Raw genomic sequence first — 17,360 nt, forward strand, 5'->3', positions numbered from 1 at the left:
ACACATGACACACACAAAGGAATCGGCACTCATGACTGATGTAGCCATAGCCCAGGCAATGGAGCCGGGCTCCACCACAACACCCCGCATGATCGTGCATGAATGGGTGGGACAGCTCACGAATGCCTTGTCCTCGCAGGACGTCGCCGCCGCTGCGGACCTTTTCCTGCCCGACGGCGTTGTCCGTGACCTCCTGGCCCTGTCCTGGGATTTCCGCAATGCGATTGGACACCAGGAGATCTCCACCTGCCTCGCCGTTCCCGCAGCAGACCGGCCGACGTCGATCCAGGTGCGGCCGGGCAACGCATCGGTGGTTGTCGAGGAGGGAACTTCCGGCGCCATATCCGCTTTCCTGCAGTTCAGGAACAGCGCAGGCAACGGGTTCGGCCACGTCCGCTTGGTGCAGCCGGACGACGACGGAACCTGGCTCGCGGCGACCCTCGTGTTGGCCCTCGACGCCTTGGACAGCCACCCCGAGTGCCATCTCGACGCCCGACCGAGCGGAAGAACCCACGGGCCGGTCCGGAACCGCGTTGGCTGGCAGGACGGACTCGACCCCGAGTTCACCCAGCAGGAGCCTGACGTTGTCATCCTCGGCGCAGGGCACAACGGGCTCATGCTGGCAGCACGCCTGAGGGCCCTTGGGATTCCCGCCTTGGTTCTGGAACCGAACGAGCGCGTTGGGGACAACTGGCGTAAACGGTACAGTTCGCTGGCGCTCCACACTCCGCTGGCTTCCGACCATCTGCCGTATCTTCCGTTCCCATCGACGTGGCCCCGCTTCACTCCCAAGGACAAGTTGGGAGACTTCCTGGAGAGCTACGCGACACTCCTGGATTTGGCCGTCTGGACCGGCACCACAGTAGACGCCGCGAAGTTCGACGAACCATCCCGGCGATGGATCGTCGACATTAACCGGCAAGGGAACCACCGCAGGATCAAGCCCAAGCATCTGGTTTTCGCCACCGGGATGAACGCTGCACCTAACATTCCGGAGGTACCCGGAGGGTCGGAGTTCCAGGGCACCGTGATGCACGCCGTGGACTACAAGGGCCACGCACAATGGCAGGGAAAGCGTGCCGTGGTTGTCGGCTCCGGCGTCAGCGGGCACGACATCGCACAGGATCTGGCCGAGCACGGCGTCGACGTTACCATGATCCAGCGGTCCGGAACCTTTGTCATGAACACCTCCACTTTCCACAAGGTGATGCATGCGAACCACGTCAGCGGAAAATACAGCACCGAAGAAGCCGACCTCATCAACGCTTCGACGCCTTTCGGAGCACTCCCTGCACACGGACCCAAACATGTTGAGCTGGTCAAGGCGATGGACCGGGAACTGTTGGACGGCCTGATTGAAGCCGGCTTCGAACTGAGCGACGGCCCAGACGGACAGGGCGTCCTGGGGTTGATCTTTGGCCTCAACGGAACCGGCTATTACTACAACGCCGGCGCTTCCGAACTGATCATCGATGGAACCATCAAGTTACGTCATGGCAGCGTGGAGGGCCTCAGCTCCAGCGGGGTCCTGCTGGACGGGGATCGCAGCCTGGCGGCTGACCTCGTTGTATTCGCTACCGGTTACCAAGGTGCTCCATCGGTGGTCCGGCAGGTCCTCGGTGGTGACATCGCTGACCGGGTCGGAGAGTTCGCCAAGGTGGGGGCGGACCGCGAATATGGCCGGTTGTGGCGGCGAACCGCGGTGGACCAGCTGTGGTTCATGGTTTCCCTCGGCATCGGCGACGGCAGGTTCTACTCCAAACTGCTTGCGCTGCAGCTGGCAGCGATGGAGGCTGGCACTATGCCGTACACAGAGCAGGAGCAATAAGGCAGCTTGCTGCTAAAAGCCAGGAAGGAGGCCGGATCGCGATGATCCGGCCTCCTATGTGCTGCGCTGAAACTTGTGCGCTGAAAACTACTTCGCGAAGCGGAACAGCTTCTTGTTGGCGAACTCCAGCATGCCCACCTTGCCCAGTTCCCGTCCGTAACCGGACTTCTTGACGCCGCCGAATGGCACGTCCGCACCGCTGAGGTCGTAGGCACCGACGAAGACCATGCCGACGTCGAGCTGGTTGCCGACGCGCTCGGCGCGCTCAACGTCGTCGCAAATCACCACGGAACCCAGGCCGTACGGCGAAGAGTTGGCCAGCTTGATCGCCTCAGCGTCACTGCTGACCTTGTAGAGCTGGGCAACAGGGCCAAAAAGCTCCTCACTGTAAACGTCCATGGACGGGGTGATGTTGGTGATCACCGTCGGCGTGAAGACGTTGCCCTCGGGCTCATTGTTGCCTACTAGGATTTCGGCGCCCTGGTCCAAGGCGCCCTGCACCTGCGAGGCCAGGAATTTGGTGGCCGAAGCCGAAGACATCGGCCCGAAATCGCCGTTCTCGTAGGACTGTCCGGCGATGGCGGCTTTGAACTTCTCCGAGAACTCATCGAAGTACTTGTCCATCACGACGATCCTCTTCGAACCGTTGCACGACTGGCCTGTGTTGCCCATGCGGCCCATGACGGCCTTCTTCACTGCAAGGTCCACGTCATCCGTATCGAGCACCAGGAACACGTCGGCGCCCCCGAGCTCCAGTACGCACTTCTTCAGCGCGCGCCCCGCCTGCTCAGCCACGATCGCTCCCACCTGCTCGGAACCGGTCAGTGAGACACCCTGTACGCGGTCGTCGGCAATAATGTCCGAGATCTGCTGGTGGGTGGCGAACAGGTTGACGTAGGCGCCCTCCGGGAAGCCTGCGTCGCGGAAAAGTTCCTCCAGCGCCAACGCCGATTCCGGGCACTGGCTGGCGTGGCGGACGATCACTGTGTTGCCCAAAATGATATTCGGAATGGCAAACCGTGCCACCTGGTAGTAGGGGTAGTTCCACGGCATGATGCCCAGAATCACGCCGAGGCCCTGGTACCGGAAGAAGCTCCGGAGCCCGTCTGCTACTTCGAGTTGCTCATCAGCCAGCCATTCCTCGGCGTGCTCCGCGAAAGCGGCCGCAATGGAACCGGAGAACTCAGCTTCGCCCACTGCCTGCTGCAGCGGCTTGCCCATTTCCCGGTTGATGATGGCAGCCAGCTTGTCCTTACGCTCGACAAACAGGTCCGCAAGACGCTTGGCCAAGGCCGCCCGTTCGGCCACCGTGGTGGTGCGGGACCACTCCTGGTAGGTCTTCTGTGCTGCGCTGAGCCCGGCTTCCACCTCGGCATCAGTGGCTGCGGGGTATTCGGCGTGGATGGTTCCGGTAGCCGGATCAGTAACGGCAAATGCGCTCATGATGAATGCTCCTTAGTTGCGAAAATCAGAAAGAACGGGCAAGCCCGTAAGACGACGGGCGGGACCGCTGCGTAGCGGTCCCGCCCGGTGCGCTTAGCGCGTTTCAGGTGCGGTGGTGGCAGCGTAGAAGCGCTGGCGCTCACGGCCCTTGAGGTGCCTGGCAGCACCCTCCAGGGTGGCGGGCCGCTCCGAAGTCATCGGAGCTCCAACGTCCCAGAAGGCGCCATTGCCGGAAAGGTAGCGCCACGGCTCAACACGGGCCACGATCACGGCGGGACCTTCGGTTTCCTTCGCTTCGGTGAGGGCAGCCGAGAACTCTTCGACGGTCGTCGTGGACCAGGCAGCACAGCCCATGCTGGCCGCGTTGGCGGCGATGTCGAAGTCGAGGATCGCCCCGTCCAGTCGACCAGACTCTTTGCTGCGTTCCCGGTATTGAGTGCCGAATTCGCGGCCCGGACCACCCTTGGCAACCTGGAGGGGCCAGATGCACTGGTGTCCGCGGTTGTCGATAACGATAGTGATGATCTTCTTGCGTTCCTGGACAGCCGTGACCAGTTCGGTGGGCTGCATGAAGTAGGTACCGTCACCGATCAGGACATATACCTCGCCCGGCGCATCGGGACGGGCCAAACGGTAGCCGAGGCCGGCCGGGATCTCATGGCCCATGCAGGAGTTGGCGTATTCAAAGTGAATTTCGGTGCCATTGGAGGGATCCCACGCCTTGTGGATGCCCTCAACCACGCCGCCGGAGCCCAAGATGAGTGCGTCATCACTGGTGGTGCGCTTGTTGAGTACATCGATCACCTGGGCCTGGCTCATCAGTTCGCCGGCGAAATCCTGGAGGTCGTGCTTGCGCACCTCCTGAGTGGCCTTGCGGGCATCTGCGATGTCGCTGCGGAACTCGTCCGACGTCGAGTATCCGACGGCGGCGAGGCGCGCCCGCAGGGCGGCCAGGTTCAGCTTGGCATCCCCGATCACAGGGAATGAGCCCATCTTGTGGGCATCGAAGGAGCCCACATTGAGGTTGACGAACTTAACGTCCGGGTTCTGGAACAGCGAATGCGAGGCCGTGATGAAGTCTTGGAGTCGCGAGCCGACAGTGATGACCACATCTGCACCATCCGCGATCTCGTTGGCTCCCACCGTGCCGGTCACACCCAGAGCACCGAGGTTGAGGTCGGTGATGGGTCCGCTGCCCTTGCCCGCGTAGGTCTCTGACACCGGGATGCCGAACTCCGCGCTGAAACGTGCCAGTTCCTCCTGTGCCTTGGAGTAGCGGACACCGCCACCGGAGATCAGCAGCGGACGCTTGGCGTTGCGGATGATTTCGGCGGCGTCGCGCAGCTCGTCCTCAACTGCCGGGCGACGGCGGATGTGCCAGACACGCGGGGTGAAGAAGGACTCCGGGAAGTCGAACTCGGCACCTTGGATGTCCTGCGGAAGGCAAACCACCACGGCACCGGTTTCCACAGGGTCGGTAAGGACGCGCATGGCCTCCGGGAGCGTGGACAGCAACTGTGCGGGGTGGGTGATCCGGTCGAAGTATCGGCTGACAGGACGGAAGCAGTCGTTGGCGGAAACATCTCGCTCAACAGGGTGCTCGATCTGCTGCAGCACGGGGTCGCCGAACCGGTTGTTGATGATGTCCGCGGGGAACAGCAACACAGGGAGTCGGTTGGTGGTGGCCGTGGCGGCACCGGAGACCATATTGGTGGATCCTGGGCCCGCTGAAGCGGTGCAGGCCAGAGTGGCGGCACGGTTGGAAGCCTTCGCGAAACCGATGGCCGCGTGGACCATGGATTGCTCGTTCTTGCCCTGGTAATGCGGGAAGTCCACACCGTATTCATCGATGCCTTGAGCCAGGCCAACGGAGTTGCCGTGCCCGAAGATGCCGTACATGCCGGCGATCAGACGCCGTTTTTCACCATCGAGTTCGCTGTACTGGACCTGCAAATACTCAACGATCGCTTGTGCGACAGTGCGGCGGCGGACGGCCTTTTTATCGGCTGCAATATTGACCTCGGTGCCGATATCAGCAGCGGCTGTGCTAGTCATGGGTTCTCCTAAATTCGTAGGTGCGTCGGCATTTGCAAACCGATTCGCCCGAACATCAGGTTTTCACCATGGGGAAGCAAAGTTGTGTCCCAGTTTGGGACGCAGCAACCCATGTGCCCGGACACCAAACAAACAGCAGCCGACGGCGGCACTTACGTGCCGCCGTCGGCTGCTGTTTCGTATTTGTCTTAGTCGAAGCGGTACGGCTCCTGCGGCCCTACCGAAGGCAACGGCCGGGGCCGCTCGCACGTGCTGTCGATTTCGATGTGCTTGCCCTGCTCAGAGGACGCCTCGAAGGCGAGGAGGACTTCCAGGACGTGGTAGGCGAAGTCGCCGCCGGTCCGGGGTTCCACGCCGTTGCGGATGGCGTAACCGAATTCGGCCAGGCCGATGCCGCGGTAGGCGTCGTCCCGGTGGGTGATGGGCGTTTCGCGCCAATCTCCGCCACCGGGAGGTGTCATGTCCAGCGCAAGGTCGCCAGGCTCGCCGCGGCGCAGCACGGGAGCGCCGGAGAAGTGGTCCGGGTTCGGAGCGGCCAGCGAACCGCCCGTGCCGTAGATTTCCAGGTGCGGCAGGTTGTGGTTCCAGATGTCCCAGCTGACGATCACCGTAGCTGTAGCGCCAGACTCGAAGTCGAGGGTGCCCGTGACGTGCGTGGGGGTCTGGATCTGGATGACTTCGTCCTCTTTGCCCGGGCGGGGACGGGTCTCGGAGGAACGCGGCGTGGTCGCGGATACCCGCTTCACCGGGCCGAAGAATTTCACCAGATTGGTGATCAGGTACGGGCCGATGTCCAGCATCGGGCCAGCCCCGGGGCTGTAGAAGGGGTCCACGTTCGGGTGCCAGTGCTCATAGCCCCGGCACGCGAACGATGCGAAGGCCGCCACCGGCTCGCCGATCCAGCCGTCGTCGATGAGCTTGCGGCTGGTCTGCATGCCGGAACCCAGGAACGTGGTGGGCGCGGAGCCGACTCTGACGCCGGCTGCCCTTGCTGCGTCCAGGATCTGCTTGGCTTCCTCAAGAGAGGTCGCGAAGGGCTTCTCCGAAAGGACATGTTTGCCGGCCGCGATCGCCTGTAGGGTGACCGGTGCATGGAGCTTGGGCGGCGTGAGGTTGAGGACCAACTCCACGTCTTCATCTGCGAGCAACTCGTCCGGAGTGAGGGCCTTGGGAACGTCGTACTCGGCAGCACGCTTCCGCACTGCCTCGGGGTTCACATCCGCGAGCGCAACGATGTTGACGTCGGGGTGGACGCCGATCTTGTCCAGGTATTGGTTAAGGACATTTCCGACGCCGATGATGCCGACTCGAATGGGTTCCATGTGAATCTCCGTAAATGTTTGTTGGAACATCCCGAGGCGAGGAATATACCTCGCCTCGGGATGGGTTGCGATAGCAGTCGGCTAGCCGGCCAGGCGTTCCTGGCGGGCCTTCGCCGTGGCTGCCTCATCAACTGCGCCGTCCGTGATAACGACGCCGTAATCGGCAGCTGCGGCCTCGGCAGTGACGCGGGATTCCCGGTAGTCGTCGAGGACTGCCAGGACGTCACGCTCCAGCGGATCGCCGTAGCCGCCACCGCCGGGGGTGATGGAGACGACCTTCTCGCCCGACTGCAGGTCGTAGCGGCCTACTACCGGGATCTCGCGCCGTTCGCCGGTCTTGAGGTCCTCTACCCAGGCGGACGGTTCTGCCCCGTCGTGGCCGCCACGGACACCCTTGGGCGGGTTGATCTTGCCTTCGATGCCGTAGGTGAGGGTGACGCTCTCCCCACGGGGTTCCATGGTGACCCGGGTTGCGAGTCCGCCGCGCTGGCGGCCGGCTCCGCCGGTGTCGGCTACCAGGGTGCGTTCGTGGACCAGGATCGGGTAACGCTGCTCGTCCACTTCCACGCTGTCGTGGTACAGCAGGGCGCCGCACACTGGACGCTGGTAGGTGGGCCACCCGTCGACGAACGGGGTAGCCGGCCCGCCGACACCACCTACCAGGATCTGGTTTACATAGGCGTTGCCGTTGCGTTCGTCCGTGCCGGAGATGACCGACTTGGCGGGTGCCTGGCCGGCGGCACCCTCGGCGGTGCCGTATCCGTCGTCGATCTGGGAGAACGCGGCCTGGACGATGTTCACTACGCGGTCGGCGAGGTTGGTAGTGCCCGAGGAGCAGGAGTACGGGTGCTTCGGAACACCGACGGCGCAGCCGTCACGCAGCAGCACTTCCACCCGGCGGAAGGTTCCGGCGTTGCTCGGCAGGTTCTCCGGGATGCCGGAAAGGATGCCGGCCAATGCGGCGCCGGTGGCGGTTGCCTTGGTGAGGTTCAAGCCGTTGGGAAGGTTATCCGGGTTGTCTCGCAGGTCGATCACAATCTTGCCTTGCTTGGGCTTCACCTCGAGGGTCGCCTGGAGCTGCACGCCGTCCGGTCCGGTGCCGGGGAAGGGATCGTGGGCAGAGGTGCCATGGAGGACGTATTCGGGCAGCTTTTCGATTGCGCCGGCGGTCAGTCGCTCGGAGTAGTCGAACCAGGCATCCACAAAGTCCACCAGGTCATCGACTCCGAACTTTTCTGCCAGCTCGTGGATGCGGCGCTCGGCGATACGGGAAGCCCCCACGGATGCGAGGTAGTCGCCGTACCACTGGTCGGGAACACGGATGCGGGACCTGCACATGCGGATGATGTCGTCGATGTCTGTGTAGTCGCGCTGGATCCGGACGCAGGGGAAGATCAGCGCGCCTTCCTCATAAACGTCCCGCGCTGTGGCGAAGAACGTGGTGGGAAGCGAGTTGCCGCAGTCGGCCTGGTGGGCCTTGGTCACGGCAGTGAAGAGGTGGCGTCCCTGGATGAAAATGGGCACCAGGATCACGTGGTCTGCAGCGTGCGAGTTACCCATGTAGGGATCGTTGTGCAGGAACGCGTCGCCTTCCCGGATGTCCTTGTGCAGTTCCACCATGTCCTCGCCCAGCGGGCCGGCGCCGAAGACGTGCACTGGCACACCTTCGGCCGCGGCGAGCAACTGGTTGTCCGCGGTCAGCACGGCACAGGAGAAGTCGCGGGCCGTGTTGATGACGGACGAGCGGGCGGAGCGGAGCAGGCCGCTGGTCATCTCGCGGACAATGCCGTCGAATGCGTTGGCAAGGACCGAGAGCTTTACGGGATCGAATTCGCGCGTCACGGTTACGCCTCCTTACGGGTGAGGTAGATGTTGGATCGTTCATCGAGCGTCGCGTCCCATTCCGGCGGTACGACGATTGTGGTGGTGGGCTGGTCGATGACGGCCGGTCCCACGATCTTGTCGCGGGGCGCGAGCGTCACGCCCCGGTAGCGCTGGGTGCTGAAAGGTTCGCCGCCAAACACGATGTCGTCAGTGCGGTGGATTTCCGCCGTGCGGCTGAGTTCGCTTTCTGACTTGGCGTGCTCCGGACGCGGTATCTCCACGCGGACGCCCCAGGTGATAATCTCCACGCGACTGTCGGGGTCGTGGGTGCCGTTGCGGCGGTCGTGCTCTTCGTGGAAGGCGCGCTCGATGATGCCTGCCGCATCGCCGGAGGTGTCTGGGGCGGCGTCGAGGTAGACGCGGAGGTCCCAGGCCTGGCCGGGGTACCGGGCATCCACGAAGTAGGTGACCTTGGGTGCCTCGCCCACGCCATCGAAGCGCTTCACGAAGATTTCAGCCTTGGCTGTTAGGTCCTCCACCGCACGGGAGGCCGAACCAGCGTCGAAACTGCGGGTGTCGTTGTGCAGCGGAGAGAGGAACTCTGTGGCGATCGGGGCGCGGTGAGCGCCGTAGGCGGCCAGGACGCCGGCGGTCGCCGGGACAAGGACGGTGTCGGCTTCCAGGAGCCTGCCGATGATCGCTGCGACCATGGCACCGGCGCCACCGCCGGCAACAATGAGCGCGCCCCGGGGATCAACGCCCTGTTCGAGGGCAGACTGTCGGATGGCGGTGGCCATGTGGTTGGCGGAGACATCCAGGATGGCCTGGGCGGCCTGCAGGGTGTCCATCTTCAGCGGCCCCGCGATGCGGGTGTCAATGGCCTTAATGGCAGCCTCGCGGTTCAGGGTAAAGCCACCTTCGAAGCCCTCTGTGTCGAGGTAGCCGAGCGCCACGCAAGCGTCCGTGACGGTTGGTTCTTCGCCGCCGCGGCCGTAGGCTGCCGGACCGGGGGTGCTGCGTGCACTCTGCGGGCCCACGCGAAGCAGGCCGCCGCCGTCGATCCAGGCGATGCTGCCGCCGCCGGCGCCAATGCTGGACACCGCGACGGAGGACAAACCGGTGAGGTGACCGACAAACGGCTCCCCCAGCCACGCCTCACGGGTGTGACGGACCACGCCGTTCTCCACCAAGGACACATCGAAGGTGGTGCCGCCCATGTCGCAGACCACCACGGTGTCGTGGTCTGGAGCAGCAGCCGCGCCCACCAACGGTGCCATGGACGGGCCGGAGTTCAGAAGCAGGACGGGACGGTCAAGGACATCGGCGACGTCGAGGACGGCACCTTCGGAGGTGACCACCAAGAGATCCCCAGCGAAACCGTACTCCTGGAGGTCCGAGCGGAGCTTGCCCAAGTGGTCGGCCATCAACGGCTTCAGGGAAGCGTCGATCGAGGCTGCCGAGGAGCGTCGATATTCGCGGATGGTGGGGTTTGCCGCGTTGGAGAGCGTGTACGGAACTCCGGGGAGGATTTCCTGGATCAGCTCGGCAACCCGCTTCTCGTGGGCATCGTTGATGATGGACCACAGGAAGGAGACTGCTACGGCCTCGATGCCCTGTTCCTTGAAGGATCCGAGGACTTCGCGGACCTGCTCTTCGTCCAGTGACACCAGGACGTCGCCCTCGGCAGAGATGCGCTCGGTGATTTCGAAGGTCAGCTGGCGGGGAATGTACGGCGGCGGGTAGGCAGCCTTGGAATCGAAGGCATCACGGCGACCACCTTCGCGCAGCAGCAGGGTATCGGCGAAACCGTCCGTGGTCAGCAGTGCCGTTTTGGCCACTTTACCGGTGAGAACAGCGTTGGTGGCGTGGGTGGTGCCGTAGACAATAACGTCTGCGTTACGCAGAACATCGTCACCGCTCCAGCCAACGGACTCGGCTGCGCGGCGGACGGACGCTTCGAAGCCGGTGAACACGCGGTCGTAGGTGGTCAACGCCTTGCCGACCGCCATGTCACCGCTGTTGGAACCAACCACGACGTCGGTAAACGTACCGCCGGTGTCGACGGCGATGCGGTACCTGGCCTCACTTGCTTGTGTTTGTACATCACTCATGGTCTTCATTACTTTCGTAGAGCTTGCAGGGGGTTAGAGTTGGGGCTTGCCCACGGTGTTGCGGAGCAGCCCCACCTTGTCGATCTCGATTTCCACCGTGTCTCCCGGTTCAAGCCAGACAGGCGGATTCCGCTTGGCACCAATGCCCTGCGGGGTCCCCGTGGCAATGACATCGCCGGGTTCCAGGGTGAGGAAGCTTGAGAGGTAGGAGACGATCCGGGCGATCGGGAAGATCTGGTGGCTCGTGTTCGAGCGCTGCACTTCGATGCCGTTCACGCGGGTTGCCAGGCCCAGGTTTTGGGGATCGCCCACTTCGTCCAAGGTGACCAGGGCAGGGCCCCACGGGGTTGACCCGTCCACAGCCTTGCCTGCCAGCCACTGGGTCCCGCGGTACTGCAGGTCACGGGCCGTGACATCGTTCAGCGGGGCAAGCGCTGCAACATAGTTCAGCGCTTCTTCTTCGGTGACCCGACTGGCCTTGCGCCCGATTATTACTGCCAGCTCGCCCTCGAAGTCGAGGTTTTGGCTGACCGTCGCACCGCCGATCTCGTCCTCGGGTCCAACCATGGTGGAGGCGAACTTGGCGAAAACGTCCGGGTACTCCGGAAACGCGCGCCCGGTCTCGGCAACGTGGTCCTTGTAGTTCAGTCCGATGCACAGCACCTTGGAGGGATTGGGCACGGGTGTGGTCAAACGGATAGCGGCCCGCGTACCCACATGGGCTTCGGGGTCCCGACCAGCCAATGCGCTGACCTCGGCCGAAATGGCCTCAAGCCTGTCACCGTAGTATTCCAGGAATTCCCGGACGGACGTCGTGGCTCCGTGCACCGCCTGGCGGGAACCTTGCAGCAGCAGCTCCAGGTCATAGACGGTGTCATCGATCAGGACGCCACCGCGGACCCCAGACTCGTGTTCGTAGGAAACAATCTTCATGGCTACTTTGCGCCTTCCGTGGTGGGAGCCCCTGAGGCGACTGCCAGGACGGCGTCGGCCAGGCGGTCCGTAACGTCAGCGACCACCTTTTCGTCCATGGGCGTGGACAGCGACAACAGGTTGGCCGGGGAGCCGAGCAGGCCGCGCTCGTAGGAGGCCCACCACAGCTTGTGCTGGGTGTGCTCGTCCACCTTCTCTGCACCGGCCGGAACGGCGCGGAGGAGTGAGCCGCGGCCGCGGATCTCCCAACCGGCTTCGGAAACCCTGGCGTTGACCGTGTCGCGAGCGGTGTCGCCCAACTCGTTCAGGCGCTTGACCTCATCTTCGGTGTAGAGGCGCAGGGCGACGGAACCGGCCGCCATGCTGACGGGGTTGCCGGAGAAGGTGCCACCGTGCGGCAGGCTGCCAGGACGCGTCGGGTCCACCTCGGCCATCAGTTCGGCCTTGCCGCAGACTGCTCCGACGGGGAATCCGCCGCCGATGAGCTTGCCAGTGGTCAGCAGATCCGGGGTAACCCCGTATTCGCCGCTGAAGCCGCTGTAGCCAAGGCGGAGGCTGATGACCTCATCGATGATCAGCACAATGCCGTAACGGGTGGCCAGTTCCCGGGCAGTCCGGACGAACTCCTCGTTGATGGTGAGGAGGCCGGCCCGGTTGGGCAGCAGGTCCAGGATGATAGCGGCGTAGGCGTCCGGAGCGGCCTCGACCGCTTGGCGCAGGAATTCGACGTCGTTCAGCGGAACCGCTGTGACGTCGTCGATCACGCCGCGGGTGACGCCGCGCTGGTAGGACGGTCCACCGGGAACCAGGGCAACCTCGGACGTTCCATGGTATCCGCCCTTGGTGACGATAACGCGCTCACGGCCGGTGCTGGCACGGGCAATACGGATCGCGGACATGACGGCTTCGGTGCCGGAGTTCGCGAAACGGACCTGGTCCAGTTCGGGAAGGCGGCCGAGCAGGAGTTCGGCGAGTTCCCATTCGTAAAGGTTCGGGATGCCCCAGCTTGCACCCGTGGTGAGGGCCTTGGTTGCAGCTTCGGTGATTTCCGGGTGGGCGTTGCCGTGGATCAGGGAGGTGAAGTTGTTGTTCGCGTCGATCAGTTCACGGCCGCGGTCATCCCACACCCGGTAGCCCTCGCCCTTGATGGCGTAAGGGCTTGGCGCGCCGGTGTAGTAGGTTGACCGGCCGTAGCCGCCAGGCAGCAGCGGGAAGCCGCGCGGCCCACGGCGGAGGTGCGGATCCTCTGCAGGGTTCTGCAATGCGGCGAGGTCTTCTAAATGATTGGTGGTAGCCAAGTCGGGTTTCTCCAGTCTTTTCAATTCAGAAGTCGTTTCAGTTCACGAGGTCGATGAGCGGCTGGCCGGTCAGCGCGAGGCGTACGCGCTCCACGGCACCGTCCTGCAGGGCACCTGTCGACCGGTTGGAACGCCACGCGATGTGCGGCGTGAGGATGGCGTTTGGCGCCGTCCGCAGCGGGTGTTCCGCACCGAGCGGCTCCTGGGCGAAGGTGTCGATGCCGGCGCCTGCGATGTGTCCGGAGGCCAATGCTTCGGCGAGCGCGGATTCATCGATGAGGCCGCCGCGGGACACGTTGACGATCAGTGTGCCTCTGCGCATTTTGGCGAGGACGTCGGTGGAGATGAGGTTCGTCGTCTCGTCGTTCAGCGGCAGGTGGAGGGAGACGACGTCGGAATTTTCCAGGATGTCTTGCATCCCGGTCATCTCCACGAAACTCTCCGTGACAAAGGGATCGTAGGCACGGACGCGGGCTCCTACAGCCGAGTACATGCGGGCCACGTGCTGCCCGATGCGGCCCATACCCAGGACGCCGACCTCAAGCTGGGAGAGGACAGGGGTGTCGTAGCCGATGGTTCCGGCCCAGCCAAAGTTGTCGATGGCGGCGTTTCCGGCAGGTAGGCGGCGGGCCAACGCCAGGCCCATAGCGAAGGCATGGGAGGCGACTTCCTCCGAGGCCGTGCCCGGAACGATCGAGACCGGGATGCCCGCTTCGGTAGCCGCAGCGACGTCGATGTTGTCGTAGCCGATTCCGTACCGGATCACTGCACGGCACTTGGTCATCAACGGGAAGTCGGCGTCAGTGAGCTTGGCATAGGGCGTGATCATCACAATGTCGGCTTCGGGAAGCCCTTCGCGGAAGGCATCGGTGTCTGCCGCTGGGTTGAGTGTGTAACCGAACTCCTCCGCAAGCGCGTGCTCACGGTCCAGGTCCGGAAAATGGTGAGGGGCCACAAGAATGGTTCCCTGGGCATCGCGGGTCATAGTCAGTCGTCCTGTTCGTGTTCGTACCCTCGGTCGCTGCCGGACACTCCTTGGGACGGGTGCCGGTGTCGGGTGATTTCCAGTACAACGCGATATCGGGGCGGTCATCCGTGCCATATCGAGACACCGCAGTGGGACACCGTGTCCCACCGACTGGGAGAGCCGGGCAGCACAGGCGGCCACTCGTAGTCGGGCCTTTCGGCGCTTTTGGGCAGAGAGCAGCAGCCGGCCCCTTAGGGGTCGGCTGCTGCGCCCTGCGTGCAATCAGAGATCGAAGCCGCGGCTGCGGAAGTAGTCCATGCGCCGGTACAGGGTGGAGCGTCCGATCTGCAAGGTTTCGGCCGCGAGGCTGCGGTTACCCTTTGCTTCCTGGAGCGCCGTGCGCAGTTCACTGAGTTCTGCATCTTCCAGGCGGGAAAGCCGCCCCTTCGTCAGGACGCGGTGGAATCCCTGCGGAAGGTCATCCACTGTGACTTCTGTGCCGTCTGCGCGTTCTACGGCGTTGGATACGACGGCCCGCAGCTGGTCGATGTTACGCGGCCAGTCGGCCTGGGTGAGCGTCGTTAGCAGGCGGCGCGAAAGCCGCCGCTCCCCCAGCTCCTCAGCAATCGCATTGGCAAGCTGCGGGATGTCTTCCCTCCTGTTGCGAAGCGGTGCCACCGAGATTTCAAGGACGTCGAACGCCTCGGAAAGCAGCAGGGTTGCGTCCGTGGGGCGTGTAATGGTGAAGATCAGCTTGGTGGTGGAATTGCCGCGAAGGTTGCGTGCTATCTCGCCTGCTTCGTTCTGCGACAGCTCATCTGCGTGTTCCACGATCAACGTGGCTGGGAGCTCGGTGGAAACCCGGTGCAGGACGTCCCTGAAGTTGTGGTTCCTGAGGTCTCCGTTACGTGCGTCCACAACCATCCGGCCACCTCGCAGTGACGCGATGGCATCGGCCAGCCGCAATTTCCCGCTGCCCAGTTCACCGATCAGTACCGCGGAACGGTCCTGGTCCACAGCCTTCCGCGCCAGGTTGAGGGTCCGCTTGAGCTCCGTACTGGTGCCATCCACATGCTTCAACAACCGCTCGGCGGTCCCTCGAGGTGCCGATTCCAGGGTTATTGCCGCACTTGCGGAAGCATTCGCCCGTTCCTTGGCAGGTGCATGCGGCCGGACCACCACAATTGCTCCGATATTGGCCGCAGAAAGCGTTACCGGTGATATTTCCAGCGTGGAACGCCCTGGCCCCTGCAGCATGACTTCGCAGTTCATGTTGCGGCTGGAAGCCATGACTGCTTTGGCATAGCCGGAAACGATCGAAAAGTCGCTGTCCACCAGCGTCGCCGTCGCCGTCGCGTTCTGGAGCGAGTTCTTGCCATCGACGGCAATGACGGCCCGGTTGCCCCTTCGGCGTGAGATCCTGAGGTACTCACTGAGCAGCGCCCGCTCCTTCGACGAAGTCCGGACTTCGATGTCCCGTTCAATCCGGGAGGCGACGCCTTCGAGCATGAGCAGGGTCGATGATGGCTCCAGCGTGCTGACCCGGTTTGCCGGAAGGGTTAGCCCAATCACGGCCCGCACACGGTTATGAAACGGGTCGCGTACCAGGGAAGCAAAGCACCAGTTCCCCCTCATGTCCTCCCGGAAGTGTTCTTCCGGAGCCAGCCAGACACCACGCCCCTCTTCGAGTGCCAGGCCCTCGCCGTTGCTGCCACAGCTCTCCTCCAGCAGGGAGTACCCGGCGGGGAACCCGTCGTCCCGCAAAAAGTCGGCCTTGACCAGGACACCGTTGGGGGCGGTGATGTTTACGTAGCCGCCCAGGTCGGCGGCCACCTCGTCGAGTTTCTGAAGGTGCGGGCCGGCCGCTGCGATCGTGAACTCGTCTACTCGCCCCTCGTCGTAGAACCCGCGGTCGGAGAAGGCATCAACGCCGGCAGCCCGACTCCGGTACCACGAGCGGGCAACCATGGGACGGATACCGCTGAGGTCGGCATGCGGTTGCATTAGGAAGAGCTCACGGACCCGGTTGGTTTCTCGTGGTGTCTCGTGGGACAACGGTGACAGAGTTTCTGCAGACATGTGGAGGTTCTCTCTCGGTATGCGGTTCAGGACGCCAACGCCGGGCCAGGTCCACTGGGCCTGTTCTTTCGCGGCCGCCACCTCGGCAACTTGGGACGGAAGACCCGCTCGGCGCTCCAGTTCTCATCTTGTGATGCGTTCTCCTCCAGGGCACGTGCGCTGATGTACGCAGCAACCATTCCCGAAAGACCGCTTCCGAGGATGATGTTGTTGTTCCGAGGGGGCCCCAGGCTCGTGTTTTCGGTGACCATTGTTTGCTCTTCCGCTCAAACCACTCAGGCTGGTGGGTGCATGTGCTCCACGCCACTTCCAGACTACCTAACTAACAGACGTTAGGGAAGCGCCTACCCCGATTTACCTAACGACTGTTAGGATGGCGGATTATGAGCCTGACGTCCTACGAAGCAGCGAAGGCAGGCTTCCAGACCAAGCTTGAGGATTGGAACTGGGCCGGCCAGAAAACCGCCCGCCAAAACATCCTTGAGGCTTTCCTGGAACTCGCCATCGCCAATGGATTCAACTCCGTTTCCATGCGGACCATCGCGAATGCCGTCAACATCAAGCCACCCAGCCTCTACTCCCACTTCCCGGAGGGCAGAGATGAAATCGTTGCCGAATCGCTCCGCTGGCATTTCCACCGCTTTGGCGTAGCCTTGCTCGAAGCTGTCGCGCCGGCCGCTAACGCTGAAGAGTTCTGGGACGCCATGGTCAGGCTTCATTTCACGCGGCAGGTGCGGCTCCCGGAAAGCAACCTCTGGGACTTGCTTGTAGCCACAGACAGGATGGCGGGAGTCCTGCCCAAGGACCTCCGCGCGCAAGTGGACGATTGGGTGACACTCCATGAACAAATGTACGTGGCGGCGGCACGCGATATGGGATGCTCAGATCCCACGGAGCATGTGAGGGTTGTGGTGACCCTCCTGGAAGGGGCCACGCGCTGGGCCTCCCGCGACTGCACCGACGCCGAGCTTGAAGAACTGGCGAACCGTGCCGTCACCCTGTCCCGGGCGATTTTGGCCGTCGACTTCGGCTCAGGAACACAATAGGAGTCGGCGGCCAGTCACGCTCCCCCGGGCGCAGGCCCGCGCCTCGTCGAGCCCCGGCTTGCCCCTCATCCAACGTGGCCCAGAGTGGCACAGTGCGGCAAGATTCCCTCCGCATACTCTTCCTACTACAAAGCACTAAACGTAGACCAGATCCGCCCGGCCAGTCAGCAGCGCCGACTGGCCGCCTTGGAGAACCGCTTGGGAGAACTGATGAATAGCTACTATCCGCTTGCCCTCTTGCTGGCGCGGCAGGAAGAAGCCACCTTGAGCCAGCACCTTGCACACAGCGCCCTCCCCATGGCACCCACCCTTCCGGACGGCGAGCAGCAATTACGACGGCGATGGCTCGCATTGCGGGGGCGGGCCGCTACCGGCCTTCATCTCATCGCATGGGCCATTGAGCCCTTGGGCGACTAGCCCCAGGCAAATGGGGCTGCCAAGCTTGTGCTGACAC

Annotated in this window: 12 protein-coding genes; 3 read left to right on the forward strand and 9 right to left on the reverse strand. The window is 63.5% G+C overall.

Annotated elements, in window-relative coordinates:
* The first annotated feature begins 4 nt into the window (after nt 1-4).
* Nucleotides 5-1,828, forward strand: coding sequence for a flavin-containing monooxygenase (locus tag ABHM97_RS15020; protein ID WP_349471339.1), 1,824 nt, complete (start codon nt 5-7; stop codon nt 1,826-1,828).
* An 87-nt stretch (nt 1,829-1,915) separates the two neighbouring features.
* On the opposite strand, the gene ABHM97_RS15025 is transcribed toward ABHM97_RS15020, so the two are convergent.
* The 9 genes from ABHM97_RS15025 to ABHM97_RS15065 all read right to left on the reverse strand — a co-directional run bounded on the left by ABHM97_RS15025 (nt 1,916) and on the right by ABHM97_RS15065 (nt 15,860).
* The gene (locus ABHM97_RS15025; RefSeq protein WP_257368303.1) at nt 1,916-3,271 is read right to left on the reverse strand and encodes an aldehyde dehydrogenase family protein; all 1,356 of its coding nucleotides are present in this window, start codon (nt 3,269-3,271) and stop codon (nt 1,916-1,918) included.
* 93 nt (nt 3,272-3,364) lie between these two features.
* Nucleotides 3,365-5,326 (reverse strand): 3D-(3,5/4)-trihydroxycyclohexane-1,2-dione acylhydrolase (decyclizing), encoded by a 1,962-nt coding sequence (gene iolD / locus ABHM97_RS15030; RefSeq protein ID WP_257368304.1) that lies wholly within the window; start codon nt 5,324-5,326, stop codon nt 3,365-3,367.
* A 188-nt stretch (nt 5,327-5,514) separates the two neighbouring features.
* Nucleotides 5,515-6,648: a Gfo/Idh/MocA family protein gene (locus ABHM97_RS15035; RefSeq protein ID WP_349471340.1), complete on the reverse strand. Its 1,134-nt coding sequence runs from the start codon at nt 6,646-6,648 to the stop codon at nt 5,515-5,517.
* An 81-nt stretch (nt 6,649-6,729) separates the two neighbouring features.
* Nucleotides 6,730-8,490, reverse strand: coding sequence for a hydantoinase B/oxoprolinase family protein (locus tag ABHM97_RS15040; protein WP_349471341.1), 1,761 nt, complete (start codon nt 8,488-8,490; stop codon nt 6,730-6,732).
* A gap of 2 nt (nt 8,491-8,492) precedes the next feature.
* The gene (locus ABHM97_RS15045) at nt 8,493-10,583 is read right to left on the reverse strand and encodes a hydantoinase/oxoprolinase family protein (protein ID WP_349471342.1); all 2,091 of its coding nucleotides are present in this window, start codon (nt 10,581-10,583) and stop codon (nt 8,493-8,495) included.
* 33 nt (nt 10,584-10,616) lie between these two features.
* Nucleotides 10,617-11,516, reverse strand: coding sequence for a fumarylacetoacetate hydrolase family protein (locus tag ABHM97_RS15050; protein ID WP_349471343.1), 900 nt, complete (start codon nt 11,514-11,516; stop codon nt 10,617-10,619).
* Between the two features lie 2 nt (nt 11,517-11,518).
* On the reverse strand, nt 11,519-12,814 hold the full coding sequence (locus tag ABHM97_RS15055; protein ID WP_349471344.1) for an aspartate aminotransferase family protein: 1,296 nt from the start codon (nt 12,812-12,814) through the stop codon (nt 11,519-11,521).
* A 37-nt stretch (nt 12,815-12,851) separates the two neighbouring features.
* Nucleotides 12,852-13,799, reverse strand: coding sequence for a C-terminal binding protein (locus ABHM97_RS15060; protein ID WP_349471345.1), 948 nt, complete (start codon nt 13,797-13,799; stop codon nt 12,852-12,854).
* 264 nt (nt 13,800-14,063) lie between these two features.
* Nucleotides 14,064-15,860 (reverse strand): sigma-54-dependent Fis family transcriptional regulator, encoded by a 1,797-nt coding sequence (locus tag ABHM97_RS15065; protein ID WP_349471346.1) that lies wholly within the window; start codon nt 15,858-15,860, stop codon nt 14,064-14,066.
* A gap of 383 nt (nt 15,861-16,243) precedes the next feature.
* Between ABHM97_RS15065 and ABHM97_RS15070 the strand changes: the two genes are divergently transcribed.
* Both ABHM97_RS15070 and ABHM97_RS15075 read left to right on the forward strand, forming a co-directional pair.
* On the forward strand, nt 16,244-16,906 hold the full coding sequence (locus ABHM97_RS15070) for a TetR/AcrR family transcriptional regulator (protein WP_349471347.1): 663 nt from the start codon (nt 16,244-16,246) through the stop codon (nt 16,904-16,906).
* A 210-nt stretch (nt 16,907-17,116) separates the two neighbouring features.
* Nucleotides 17,117-17,323: a hypothetical protein gene (locus ABHM97_RS15075; RefSeq protein WP_349471348.1), complete on the forward strand. Its 207-nt coding sequence runs from the start codon at nt 17,117-17,119 to the stop codon at nt 17,321-17,323.
* Nucleotides 17,324-17,360 lie beyond the last annotated feature (37 nt).

The organism is Paenarthrobacter sp. CAP02 (assembly GCF_040137855.1).
GTDB lineage: Bacteria > Actinomycetota > Actinomycetes > Actinomycetales > Micrococcaceae > Arthrobacter.

Excerpts from the sequence above, each read along its gene's own strand:
- ABHM97_RS15045 (WP_349471342.1), bottom strand. The coding sequence starts at position 10,583 with ATGAGTGATGTACAAACACAAGCAAGTGAGGCCAGGTACCGCATCGCC.
- ABHM97_RS15025 (WP_257368303.1), bottom strand. The coding sequence starts at position 3,271 with ATGAGCGCATTTGCCGTTACTGATCCGGCTACCGGAACCATCCACGCC.
- ABHM97_RS15060 (WP_349471345.1), bottom strand. The coding sequence starts at position 13,799 with ATGACCCGCGATGCCCAGGGAACCATTCTTGTGGCCCCTCACCATTTT.
- iolD (WP_257368304.1), bottom strand. The coding sequence starts at position 5,326 with ATGACTAGCACAGCCGCTGCTGATATCGGCACCGAGGTCAATATTGCA.
- ABHM97_RS15050 (WP_349471343.1), bottom strand. The coding sequence starts at position 11,516 with ATGAAGATTGTTTCCTACGAACACGAGTCTGGGGTCCGCGGTGGCGTC.
- ABHM97_RS15070 (WP_349471347.1), top strand. The coding sequence starts at position 16,244 with ATGAGCCTGACGTCCTACGAAGCAGCGAAGGCAGGCTTCCAGACCAAG.
- ABHM97_RS15065 (WP_349471346.1), bottom strand. The coding sequence starts at position 15,860 with ATGTCTGCAGAAACTCTGTCACCGTTGTCCCACGAGACACCACGAGAA.
- ABHM97_RS15020 (WP_349471339.1), top strand. The coding sequence starts at position 5 with ATGACACACACAAAGGAATCGGCACTCATGACTGATGTAGCCATAGCC.
- ABHM97_RS15075 (WP_349471348.1), top strand. The coding sequence starts at position 17,117 with ATGAATAGCTACTATCCGCTTGCCCTCTTGCTGGCGCGGCAGGAAGAA.
- ABHM97_RS15035 (WP_349471340.1), bottom strand. The coding sequence starts at position 6,648 with ATGGAACCCATTCGAGTCGGCATCATCGGCGTCGGAAATGTCCTTAAC.